Source organism: Lamprocystis purpurea DSM 4197, assembly GCF_000379525.1.
Taxonomy (GTDB): Bacteria; Pseudomonadota; Gammaproteobacteria; order Chromatiales; family Chromatiaceae; genus Thiodictyon; species Thiodictyon purpureum.
Window position 1 is genome coordinate 73,896 of sequence record NZ_KB902491.1, and the last position, 12,527, is coordinate 86,422.

The 12,527-nt window shown below is 67.2% G+C and carries 7 protein-coding genes; 5 read left to right on the plus strand and 2 right to left on the minus strand.

Annotated features, from left to right (window positions below; all coding sequences use genetic code 11):
- Nucleotides 1-440 precede the first annotated feature (440 nt).
- Nucleotides 441-3,836, minus strand: coding sequence for a hypothetical protein (locus A39O_RS0112080; protein WP_020504915.1), 3,396 nt, complete (start codon nucleotides 3,834-3,836; stop codon nucleotides 441-443).
- A gap of 5 nt (nucleotides 3,837-3,841) precedes the next feature.
- Nucleotides 3,842-4,987, minus strand: a complete 1,146-nt coding sequence (locus tag A39O_RS36535) for a hypothetical protein (RefSeq protein ID WP_020504916.1) — start codon at nucleotides 4,985-4,987, stop codon at nucleotides 3,842-3,844.
- A 60-nt stretch (nucleotides 4,988-5,047) separates the two neighbouring features.
- On the opposite strand from A39O_RS36535, the gene A39O_RS33225 reads away from it, so the two are divergent.
- From A39O_RS33225 to A39O_RS0112110, 5 genes are all read left to right on the plus strand, one after another.
- Complete coding sequence (locus A39O_RS33225; protein ID WP_020504917.1) at nucleotides 5,048-7,585, plus strand: hypothetical protein; 2,538 nt, start codon at nucleotides 5,048-5,050, stop codon at nucleotides 7,583-7,585.
- Between the two features lie 68 nt (nucleotides 7,586-7,653).
- On the plus strand, nucleotides 7,654-9,891 hold the full coding sequence (locus tag A39O_RS0112095) for an ABC transporter permease (protein ID WP_026199352.1): 2,238 nt from the start codon (nucleotides 7,654-7,656) through the stop codon (nucleotides 9,889-9,891).
- Between the two features lie 166 nt (nucleotides 9,892-10,057).
- Nucleotides 10,058-10,492, plus strand: coding sequence for a hypothetical protein (locus A39O_RS0112100; protein WP_020504918.1), 435 nt, complete (start codon nucleotides 10,058-10,060; stop codon nucleotides 10,490-10,492).
- 69 nt (nucleotides 10,493-10,561) lie between these two features.
- On the plus strand, nucleotides 10,562-11,509 hold the full coding sequence (locus A39O_RS0112105; protein ID WP_020504919.1) for a hypothetical protein: 948 nt from the start codon (nucleotides 10,562-10,564) through the stop codon (nucleotides 11,507-11,509).
- A gap of 581 nt (nucleotides 11,510-12,090) precedes the next feature.
- A partial coding sequence (locus tag A39O_RS0112110; RefSeq protein WP_211211573.1) for a hypothetical protein occupies nucleotides 12,091-12,527 on the plus strand: 437 nt, incomplete at its 3' end.

The window sequence follows — 12,527 nt, forward strand, 5'->3', positions numbered from 1 at the left end:
ATCCGGGCAACGGCGGATGTCCAGCCAGTACGATGGCGCGCTCGAAGGCATGGTGGTATTCGGGCCGGGTCTTGAAGAGCGCACCTTCCTCAATGGCAGGCTCCAGGAGGAGCCGGCGGATCTCCGGCGACGTGCTGTCCGCCCTGGGCTGGTGCCCGCCGAGGCGAAGCATCCAAGAGTCCGGCGCCGACCCGGTTCGGTTGGTCCGCCATGCCTGACAGCACCGCTCCGCCGGGCGTCCGGCAGATCAATCCGTGGGTGTAGCGCGCGGCGGTGATGGGCATTCTGGCGTCGAATTTTAGCGAAGCCGAACCGAATGGCCATCACTGGTGTAGGATTGCGATCTCCCATCCAGCTTCAGGGCCATGAACACTGAGCAGCAAGTGATGCGCGGCGTTGCGCCGATCATGATCCCAATAAAGCGAAATCGTCAAAGCCGTTCATTGCCATGGCCAACTGTCGAGGCATGGATTGCCGGCGAACTTCACCGCTCGCTCGAAGGCGTGGCTGTAGTCGGGCATTACCGAGAAGAACTCCGCGATGCGTTGCTTTTGACCAAGGGTCAGCGCGAAGGCGCTGAACTGCTCGTTCGGTATCGGGGCGCGACCGTACAACGCATTGCCATGTAATGGTTGGACATAGACTAGGCCCAAACCGAACAGGACGCGGTCTATCCGCGCGGCAACCGCCGCGTCGCTCAAATTGGCGAAATCCGTGGTGGAACCTAGGATCTCGGCAGTGACGCCCTTATCCTTGCGTAATGCCTTTCGGAACTCGTCGCCAATCGCAAGATCGACGACGCTCGCTGTGAGGATGCTGCGACCCAAGAAAAGAGGAAAACAGGTTGATCGCACATCTTCCTCAATCGCGACTCCTAATAGGACCTTTCGGACGGCAGCCGGGGTCGTGTCGGTCCGAGGCTGTGGGCCAACGAGCCGGAAGAAGTCCGCCAGAAAGACGATGTCATCTCCCAGCGCACGGAGCATTCGGGGCTCCCCCTCAGCGGCTAAATCCGCCACTCCAATCAGGGCCTCGTCCGCCCCGTCGGACTTCAGCAACGGCACAATTTGGCTGCGGTTCGCGAAACCTGGGGTAGCATAGAGTTTTCGCCATAGAACCGTCGCGCATAGAGCCATCACTTGTCGCTCGGCGGCCGATATCGCGGGAATCGTCACCGGCTGTCGCGAACGGCTCGTCGTCTTTGTGCTTCTATCGCTAACCAACGTTTCGTCTCCGCTGCCCATTGCCGAGTCGGTGAGCCAGCCCATATAGACGCAGCGGGGGAAGCCCAGGCTTCGGGCGAGTCGTAGCCGGACGGGTGAACTAGCCAAGTCCGTCCCCTTTGGTTTTACAAACCACGGTTTTGGGGGATCGGTTTGGATCCAAGACACAATCAGGGCCTTCAGGATCTCGGCGAGTTCGCCTTCTCTTTTCGTGTTTCGACGTGCTGTCGCTTCATCGGTATGCAAGACGTTCGGAGCCGAGGTGTCAACTCGCTGTGATTGTGCCGCGATCTCTCGATCGTTTCGCCTTTTCGGATTCATTGTCGCGGGATTACTGTTCCACACCGCCCGAGGCGACCGGTGAACCAGCGTTTCCAAAGGTATCATTAGATCGATAGCGGCATTGCGGTCCTGATGACCGGTCCGGACCATACGGTCCAAGACTTGCCGCCCAAGCTCGCAATAAAACTCATTTAACTGAGTATTCCCCGGAGACGCTTTCGCTGTATCCGAGAGCAGCCGTGCCGCAGTGGGAGCGATCTGTGCCAGGCCAGTATGTCTGCATTCCGCTATGGCCTTGGACAGCGTTTCTTGTAAGCTGCGCGCCAGGGCCAGCCGGAGCCGGTTATTCCCTGGCTCGGACGCGAGGTACGGCCCTTGCTCCGCCAGGGCTGCGAGGATCGCGTCGGCCAGCGTGCCGGGGTCTTTGGTACTAGCAGCGAAACTCTTGAAGATTGCGGCGAATGGCTTATCGAGTCGTTCGGCGACCTCTTGGACAGAGACGGCCGGGTGAACTTTCACCAGCCCCAGCAGGCCCACGGCGGCATTCTTGACATCCGACCCCGCAAGCAAAGTACAGGCCAATGCCTGGCCCCAGAAGGAGGCCCCCTCCGTGTTCCCGGCGATGGCAGTCTGAAGGCAGTAGTCGAAGCACACGGGGCGCAGGCACGGGGCCTGTCGGCACCAGCGGTCCTGGGTCTCCTCCGGGGGCGGCAGCGCGATCCCGTAGGATGCGGAGAGGATGCCCCCAGCCGCCGCATAGAGTGCGCGGAGATCTCTTACCTTGGCGCCGGGTGCCAAGGCGAGCAGGCCCAGGACCGGGATCAATTCCTTGAGCCGCGCCAGGACCGCCTCGCGTGCCGGGTGTTTGGCGAAGGCGTCCGGCAGGGTCTCGGCCAGTGGGACGATCTCGGCGGGATGGTCCCTGAGTAGGTTCGGGGCCCGGGCGAGCAATCGCTCGACCCGGGCGGCGAGTCCGGCGTGACGCAGGACCCGGGAATCGGTCAGGCCGGCGTCACGGTGGTAGTCACCAATCAAAGACGTGAGGCGACGGATGTGGGCCAGGGCGGTGAAACTCCAGATGACACCTATCCATCGCTCGGGGTCATCATGCCTGTCGTCCGAACGCAGGGCGGACCAGAGAAGGATGTCGGTACGGACGGCTTGGTCCGCTTTACGGGTTGCCGCAGTCCAGGCACGGGTCCACTCGGGCCCATTGAGCTCGGCCGCGGCGACCTCGGCCGCACGGGCTACGGCTTGGCTGGGACGCCCGGCCTGAAGGCGTTGGCGCAGACAATCTGTGATCATGATGACTATCAGCGGCTGCAGGTCAGCGGCGTCCGGACCGGCAGGTAGGGCGGGACAGCGGGGGAGTTCGCCGTCCAGGAACCGCTGCAGATAATCGACGACCAGGCCGCGGGCGAGTTTTCCGATCAGCCTTGCGGCGTGGCCCCTGGCCGCCCCAGGATTGTGCCAATCCGCTGCCAGGATGGCCTGATCCAGGTCCGCGAACTTCTCGTCGGCTAGACCGCGCCAGTCGGCAAAGCTCAGGCAGTGATGCCCCTCCGCCAATTGGCCGAAGTAGCCCAGCGTCCGGTCCGGGGTCTCCGGCCGGGCCTCGGGGATGAACTGGATGGCGAACTCGGGGCGGGGCGCGGCGAAGCCGGCGCAGGCGGTGACTAGGATGCGCAGGGGCGGCGGAAGCAAGGCGAGCGCCTGGCCCAGGGCCCGGCAGAAGGCGCGCTCGTCGGGGAGGCCGGCGTCACTGCCCGCCAGGGTCGGACGGGACCGGTCTTCCAGGCCGCGCAGCAGGGCCCAGGGCCAGTTGTCCAGCCCGGGCAGCGGGTCGCTGTCGGGGTACAAGGGGTCGTCCGGAACAGGCAGGTCTAGGGGCGGGGCGTCCTTGGGGTCGAGTTCGGACTCCAGGTCCGGATCGGCCCGCAGCCAGTCCGGGACCGCGGCCAGGATCTCCGGTGCCTGGGCGCACCAGTCGGCCCCGGCGATGATGGCCGTGTTCAACTGGGTATAGGTCCGCCCGGGCCGCCCCTCTCCGGCCTCGGGGCGCGGCCGGACCCGGCCGAGGATCATGTAATCACGGTCGTCGCAGCGCACCGGCCAGAGGAACAAGGCCCCGCGTGCGTGGGCATCGACGTGGACCAGATCGAGGGTCGAGGTACGCTCGATCAGGGCCAGGGGATGACAATACTCCAGCAGGCGCGGGCTCAAGCCCCGGCCTTGGCGCGTGACCTGGTGCTCGAAGCCGGCGTTGACGGCGCCGCCCGGTTCCTGCACCGCCTTGCCGTAGATGTAGCGCCGCGCCTGAATCGCGCTCACCGCGTTCAGGACTCCAACTCATCGAGGCGGTGGATCAGTGTCCCCGCCTGGTCGCCGGTGGCGATGAAGACGAAGGGGTCCAGGGTGCAGAAGGGGCGCCAGAGATACCAGGCGTCTTCCGCGCTGTAAGGGGTCTCGGGGGTGATGCCGCTGGACTTGGGGGGCGGCGGGCGCACCAGGAGCGAGTCATTGTGCGGGTCGAAGTTGATGCCGCCGTTGCCCGGGATGAAGCCGTAGGTCGACACCGGCACGCACCACACCCCCCGGCCGGTGCGCTGGAACGACCGCAGGGCCTTGGCGATGCCGTGGTCGCGTCCGCCCAGGGCGGCGGCCATCAGGTCACGGGCGACGCCCCGGTGGGCCAGGTGGCGATAGGCGTTGCGGCCCTGACCCTGGCCCAGTTTCTCGTACATGGTGAAGCAGACGACCAGCCGGCGCAGACCGGGGCGCTCCCGCAGTTCAAAGATGCGATCGGCCAGGGAATTACGCTCGGAATGCTTCAGCAACCGACCGAGAGGGATGCAGAAGACGACGCTCTCGGCCTGGGCAAGCTGGGCCAGGAGTACCTTGTGGGCCTTGATGCCCAGCCGCTCTTGCTCTTGCTCATCGTCTTCCTTGCCCCTGTCGCTCATAGCCGACTCCGGATCGGCCATGTCCGTGGCCGGCGCCTCCGGCTGATCCGTGCGGAATTCCAGAAGACCGCCGCTGGCGTCGAAGCTCGAGAAGGTCGTCACCCGGCCGGGTTCGGGGGCGCCGCCGCTCGGATGGACCTCGAAACGGAATTCGGGGGCTAAGAAGCGGCCGCGCGTGGTGGCCGCGACCACCAGGCCGTTGCCGAAGACGGTCTCCAGCCTTTTGCCGCGGTACTCGTCGAAGGCCGCATTGCCGCCGGTGATGTCGACGTCGTAGCGGCCCTGGTACGAATGGCTGTTGACCTCGGCGCAGCGCGCCAGGGAGTGGAGCAGGGCAGTCTTGCCGGAACTGACCGGGCCCAGGATGAGGCAACTGGCGGTGTGTGCCATGGCCCCCGGTGCACCGCGGTCGAAAGGATTAGCGGCCGGCGGTCGGCCCCGATTGATCCGGCCCCGCAGCCCCTGCCATAGCCCCGTGTCGGGGCCGGTCGCGGCCCCTTGGTCATGCGGCGTGCCCATGGGATGAATCCTTTTGTCGGTGTAACTTGCAGGTTATTCTATGCCCTTCGGGGTCCACAGGTGAACGGACCCAAGGGATTTGCAAGCACCAAACGCGGAGCGGAGGAGGAGTTCGTGATCGAGTGCGCCTGGGACGCGACCCACGATGTCGTGTTATTGCATCGGCCGCCGACATCGGACGGGGAGACGGGCGACCTGCGCGTTGCCATCGCCTTCGCCGGGGGTGCCGACTATTACTTTGCCGGGGTCTTCCCGGCCGACTGGCGGTTGTGGGCGGTCCAGGCCCCCGCGGGGGGCGACTTCCGCCTCGCCTTCTATCCGGTCGACAGCGGCGCGGGCTCCACCGACACCCGCGCCGCGCCCGTCCAGGAGGTCCGCTTCGCACGCGAACTGACCCTCTCCCCGCGACAGCAGGTGCCCCACGGGCACAAACTGTGCGGACGGATCTACGGCCCACGGGAGGGACTGCGTCGCGTTGCCAGGTCGGGGCCGGTGGTGCTGGGTCCAGGGCGTTGTCTGGAGGACTGGCTCGATGAGAAAAATCTGCGGCCCCCGTTGCGCTTCGGCATCAGCATCGCCGCTTGTGAGGACGGCGCCCAGGGTCCCGACCGCCACCCCTTCCGTGACCATGAAACCGCGGTCCCGGTTCGCATCGCGCGGCTCCCCGACCTGGAGCCTTTGCCGGCGGGGGCGGTGCACCTGCGGGGGTTCGCGGTGTTTGGTCGGGGGGACGACCCCGCGGCCTTCGACGGACTCACCTTCCCCGTCTGTGAGGTTGACCTGACGGCCTTCGGTATGGCCGCCGATCAAGTACGCCTGTCATTGACCTTCTTCCATCGGCCCTTCCTGGGCGGCACCCAAGGCGGAGTGGTGCGCCATGTGCACGGCAGATCTCTGCCGTTGCGTGAACAAGGTGGGCGGCGTTTCGTGCGTTGGGCCTGCCGCGAGGGTTGCCACCGCGATCTATTGGGGGTCCACTTGGCCGGCGGCCATGCCTTGACGGCACTGACCGCCGCGCAGGACCCCAATTGCCTGCTGCGCGAGCCGGTGGCGTTCGGCGCTTGCATTACCGTCCTGTACCTTGGTGACCGTTGCATCCCCCACCCGTCCCTCGCCGAGATCGTCGCCGCGGACCAGGAGGTCAGCCCCGATCTGGTCGCGGTGGAGATCGCCCGGTTTGCCTCCTGGGTCGCGGCCGATGAGCGCCTGCACTCGGGGGCCACCCTGAGCGGCGCCCAGCGCGCGGAGGCCTGCACGCTGTTCGCCTTTGTGGAACTGCTCGGAGAACTCGAACGGGTGATGCAAGCGGCCGACGGCCGTGACCCGCTCGCCGCTCTGCTGCGGCCGCTGGGCCTGGGGCTGCGCAGTTTCGGCGAGTTCATCCGACGCCCCGACCTGGTATTCGCCGCCGTTGCCCTGCCGCAGTTACGCGCGCGCCTCGCGGCGGCCGGGCGTGGGTTGCGTCTTCCGGCCCAGGCGGCCGGGATGTCCCTGGTCGCCTTCCTCGCCGCGGCCCTGGAGGGCGGGGACGCGGACCTGGCCGCTTGGGTGGATGCCCGCCCCGAGGCGCAGCCGCTCCTGTGGCGCCTGCTGCTCTCCGGGATGCCGTTGTCGCGCCTGCGGGCGGCCGGCCTGGAGCCGGACGGGCCGGTCGCCGAACCGGAGCGGCTGGCCGCCAACCTTGACCTGTGCCTGGATCCAGCCGCGCGCGAACTGGCCGCGGCCCTGTTGGATGACTTGGGCCTGGCCGCGGCCCCGCTGGCGCAAGCCCCGCGCCGGTTGGGCGACGTGGAGCCGCTGTGCCGGCTCATGGGCCGGGCCGAGGTGGGGCTCGTCGACGACCTGGAACGCGCGGCCGCTGTGCTGACCGCCGCCGGGTTGCCCGCCCCGGCGGGGGTCATGGTGGTCAAGGCGGCCCTCGCCCAGGCCCTGGCCCAGGGGACCCTGGTACCTCGCGAGGCCTTGCTGCGGCGCACCGCGCGGGCCTGGACCGACGCAGGATCCGGGGCCGCGGCGCCGCTTGCCGGCGAGATCCGCACCCGTGCGGCCCTGCTGGCGATGATCGAGGCCCTGGAAGGTCGGGCACCGCCGCCCGCCACCAGGCCCGATGGTATGGGCCTGGTCCTGGCCTGGTGTCGCCGCGCCATTGAAGGGAATGATGCCGCCTGGAGTGCGCAGGACCCGCTTCCCGCCGATGCGCACGCTTCCGTCCTGGCGCTGTTGCAGGCGCAGGAGCGCAAGTGGCTGCGGGAGGACGGTCAGCCGCGTTCGCCGCTCCCCGGCTGGACCGGCGAGCGCCTGGTACGCCAGCGGGCCAAGGAGGACGAGGTGTCGGCCGCGGCCGATGCGGCACGCCGCTGGCTCCAGGCGCCGGGGCATGCCGAACCGCAGGAGTGCGCGCGCCACGTCGCGATCGTCGCGCGCATTGGGCGGCTGGCCCCGTGGCTGATCGCCTATCGTATTTGGATGGAGGCGGTGCACCCGGCGCTGGACGGTACCCTGTCCGGCTGGGACGAGCAGGTCGGGGCCGCCAACAAGCTCTCGTCCGAGTGGGAGGCCGTCGCGGCCGCCATTGCCGACACCATGAGACGCACCTGAACAGACTCCGTCACCCGGGCGGTACGCTACCTGGGCAGCGGGTCGAGTCGCAACGGAGAGATCATTCGATGTTCCCCAAAGGTTTCTGGGCCAAGCTCGTCGCGCAGGCGCTGACGACGCCGTATCTCGCCTTGCTCATGGTCATGAGCGTCTTGCTCACGATTGCTTCCTTCTATACGACCCTGATCGGCCTCTCGGACTTTACTCCCAATGTCGTGCTCGCCGCCTTCATCACCATGGCGATTCAGTCGCTGCTGTTCGTGACCTCGTGGCGGCTGGGGTTCATGTTCGCCGACAAGGAGCCGCTGGCCTGGGTCGACATCAGTGTCTTCACGGTCTGCTTTCTACTCTCGGTCTTTTTCTCGTTCGCCAGCCTGTTCAACGTCGTCTTCTCCAAGGAGCAGCAAGAGTTGGCGCGCATCACCCGCGTCCACAACGGCGTGACCGAGGCGATCACGGACATCGGCGAGAAGGCGCGGGAGCGTCGCCGCGAACTGGTGCAGGACCTGATCAAGTCACCGGAGTACGCCGCGTGGACCGACAACGTGACGGCCGTGGCAGACCTGGCGGCGGACAGCCAGGCAATCCTGGCCAAGGTCTTCGCCGAATCACACGAACGTCGGCGTCTGCGCGCCGAGCAGCTCGCCCGTGAGGCACAGGACGTGGCCGCGAGCGACAAGACCCTGGCCCGCGGCCTGCGTGACGCGGAGGCGGACCTCGAACGCGTTGACGCACGCCGCGGCCCACTGGAAGATGGTTTGGCGGGACTGCGCGCCCAGTTGGCCGCGGCCGAGGATGCCGTGATTGCCAAGCAACACGAGATGGACGCGGAGGAGCGAGGGGTCGGGACCACGGGTAAGCCCACGCGGGGCCCGGTCTGGGCCGCGCTGAACAAGGAACAACAACGCCTCATTGCGAATCGGGACGCCATCAAGAACCGCATCGGTTTGGAGGAGGGGCGGCGCAAGGAACTGGACACCGAACGGTCGGCCGTTCAGACCCGCATCGACCAGATTCGGGAGCAACAACTCGGGCTGGGGACCCGCATTGGTAGCGCCGCCAAGGCAGCTGAAGAAGCGCGCCGCGATGCCGCGGCGGCCGGAGCGACACCGACCGGACTCGATCAGAGTGTGGACACCGTGCGTGCGAACCTGGTCAAGTTTGCCACCACCTTGAATTTGGCGCCCTTTGACGAAGCGGCGGCCTGGTGCCAGCGTCTGTTTACGGATATGGCCGCCATTCCCCTGTTGGAGCAGAAGGTCAAGGGCCTGTCGTGCGACCGCGGATCCATGATGACCCTTTTGAGTCCCATTAATGAGGCCGCCGAGGCCCTCGCGGCGGTGGAGCGCGACTGTCTCTCCGGTGGCGAATCGGCCAAGACCGTGGATGAGCTTTCCTTCGACGACGCGCTGACGTATGGCCGTTCCTGCCTGGACGCGGCGAGTCTGCCCGCCGCCGACACGCGCCGGGAGCGGCGGGAGCTCGACCGCCTGAAGCGTGAGGAAAGTCCCCAGGCATCGCCCTTTACCAAGACCACCAACGCACTCCTCGCGGGCGAGAAGTTGGCGATCTTTGCCCTGTTGATCGCGCTCGCCATCGACCTGTTGGTGCTGTTCGTCGGTCTGATCGGCGCGCGTGCGGTGGAGGCCGACGTCGAGCCCCCGGTCGACCCGGTGCGGCCGACGGATTCGCCCCAGGTGCGATTGTACAAACGGGTGCTGGCGGCGACCCATGCGGTGAACGAACGGATCGATGGTGCGCGCTTCGATCATCGCGTGGTCCTGAGTGACATCCCGGAGGAGGGCGGCGACCGTGAGCTGGCGCGCCAGTTTCTGGTGGGCAACATTGCCAAGGGACTGGTGCAGCCGGTCCCGCGCCAAGACCCGCAACAGGACAACCAGGACAAAGAGTTCCTGCTGCGGTATGGAACGGCGCAACGGTTGCGTACCTGGCTCGCCGAGGCGGCTGAACCATTCGCCTTACCGCCCACGCCCACGCCGAGGGCGGCGGCGCCGAATCCGTTCACGGTCGAGTCCCGGACCGAGGCAGCGCCGCCGGCGCGGCCAAAGCCGGCACCGTCAGCCCCGCAGACCATCGACGATCTGGCCATCGACGATCTGGATCGGGACTTCATCCCGGTGGGGCGATTGGATCTCGTTTCCGAGTCGACGCCGGTGCCCAATCAGTCGGCGGCTGGCGCACGGGACGTCCCGCCGGTCGGCCCGGCACCTCCGCGGCCTGCGGACAACCCTGCCGCGGGGCAGCCGGATACGGGCGGCGATGGATTGGACGGACTTTTTCGGTGATGCGCACGACGGCCGAGGCACGAAACCAGCGCATTCGCGATACCGCGGCGGTGTCGTGCCATGCGGCGGTGGCTGAGCGTGCTATTTTCCGCTTTCGTGAGCTGACCCTATCCTTGGTGGCGCCACAGATCGAATGCTCGCTGCAATCACAGGAGATACCATCCACATGACTGACTCCCTTCGGCGCTTTTCGGTTTGCGCGATCCTGATCGGCGCCGCTGTCGTTGGTTGCGCCAACCCACGCGAGGATGTGCGCTTGACCCTCTGCAAGGACATGGTCGCGGTCGAACTCGGCGCGGTTCCATCCTGGCAGGGGAGCGCGGTGCAGCTTCGCGGCTACCAGGGCGCGACCGTGACGGTGCGCTTTGCAACGGCGGACGGCAACCAACAGGCGGCCTGTGAGTACGCGTACGACGCCGTCGATGATACGGCGTTGATACTGGCCAATCCGATCGAGGCGTACTCCACCTCCCCCGCGAAGCTGACCATCAATGGCCGCACCCTCACAGGCCCTGAGTTGGCCCGCGCGGTGCAGCGCGCGATGAAGAAACAAGGCCGTGAGTTCCTCGATCGGGTCCGGGAGACGCTCAACGGCCAGTAAACCGGCCGGGATTCCCGTAGGATCGGGCAGCATGCAACGACACCCATCCACCGTGCCGACAGGATTGCCATGACCGCTACCTTCCTCGTGTTCGCCGCCGCCGCCATCGCCGTGCTGGCGTTGGTGCTGCTGGCCGCCCGTCTCCTGTGGTGGCTGGCGCTGCCCGCGCTGATATTGGCACTGTTGGCCATAGTCGCCGAGGGCCCGCACGCCGCCGCCGAGATCTGGGGCGAGCGCCTCCCGGGCGTGGTGGCAGCCACCCAGGCCTCCGTCCAGGTCGACACCGCACGCGCCGGCGGGGCGCGCACCAGTCATCAGGTGGTGCGCCACCGCTTCGGGGCCATCGTCTGCTACCGCGCGCCGGACGCGCCGGGGCTGGGGGCGGCGACGCCAATCGATCCGGCGATCCTGGCCGCGGTCGGCGAGCCCCTGTCGGCCGCCGACCAGCGGTGCCGGCAAGCCCCCGGCAGCGGCATCCTGCGGCAGGCGCAGGTGCGGCTCGACGAGGCCGCGTTCGATGCGGCGGTGCCCGGCCAGGAGGTCATGCTGCGGCGGCTGCGCCCGTTCGGTTGGCTGGAATGGACCTGGCCGGTCGATGCGCCGCTGCTGCCGATGGTGCCCCGCCCTCGGTTCGGCAGCGACGGGCCGCGTGTCGCGGTCCCGGCGCAGGTGATGGCCATCACCATTGACCGGAAGGGGCGTGGACTCTTGAGCCGCTGGGCACAGCCCTATGCCGTGCCGGTGGCCTGGGTCCGGCTGCGGTATGCGCCGCCTGGCCATCCCGACGGCGTGGAGGGCGTGGACCAGGTCGACGCACCCTCGGTCAGCGGGCTTGTCCCCGGCAGCGCGGTCAGCGTGACGGTCGCGGCCGAGGCCCCGCGCGTCCCGCGGCTGGTGGGGGTGGAGCGGACCTATTGGTGGCGTAACGTGCTGGTTGATGCGCTGACTATCATCGGGCTTCTCGTTATCGCACTGGTCGTCGTCGGCATGCGCAGACGCCGGCGCCGACGGACCTGAGACTCAAGCCAGACGGGGTATGCCCCATCAACCGCGGCGGGACGGGGCATTCGCCCATAGGCGCCAACTTAAGCTCTCAAGCCCTTGAGTAATAAGCACAGATCGGCGATAGTGCGGGGATTCGACCGCCATGATGCCAGCACCCAAGCTCGCCGAAGTCGCTTTTGAGGAATTTCTGAAGGAACTGCCGGCCGACTATGCCGAGCAAGCACGGGAGTTCAAGGCGTTTACGCGCAGTCGCAAAGTCAGGACACCCGCGGACCTGCTGCAGTTGGTGATGTTGTACTGCGGNTTGGACCAAGCGCTGCGTACCACGGCCGGAAGTTTCACGTTGTGGCAGGAACGGCTCACGGATACCGCGATCCGCCAGCGCCTGATGGCGTGCGGTCCNTGGCTGAAGGCGTTGTTGCACCGCATGTTGCCNGCGGCGATGACGGCAGTGACAGGCTTCCGGTTGCTGGTGGTGGACGGGTCGTCGCTGCAAGGACCGGGTGCGACGGGCACGGATGACCGGGTGCACTTGGTCTTGGACCTGACCAATCTGACCCTGCATGTAGTGCCTGACCCTGCATGTAGTGCAAGTGACCGGGGTCGAGGGTGCGGAAAGTCTGGCGCGTTACCCCTGGCAGGCCGGCGACATCGTGCTGGCCGATCGGGGCTACAATCAGCCGCAGGTGATCCTCGAACTGAGCGCCCGTCAGGTGTGGGTGGTCGTGCGTCTGATGCCGACGGCCATGCCGTTATACCTGCGTGAGATCGACGAAGAGCAACACGATCCCGCCGCGCTACGGCTGGACGTCGCCGCACACCTGCGCGCAGCGACGAGTGATACGGTCACGGTCCCCGTGTGGCTGCGCGGCCAGCAGACCAGTGGTCCGGGCTGGCTACACGCCGTGCGCTTGCCGCCGGCCGCGGCCGCCGCGGCGCGTGAGCGCTGCCGCAAGGTCGCTAAGCGCAAGGGCTGGACGCCGAGCGCCGCGGCCCTCTTTCTGACTGGGTGGATGATGGTATTCACCAC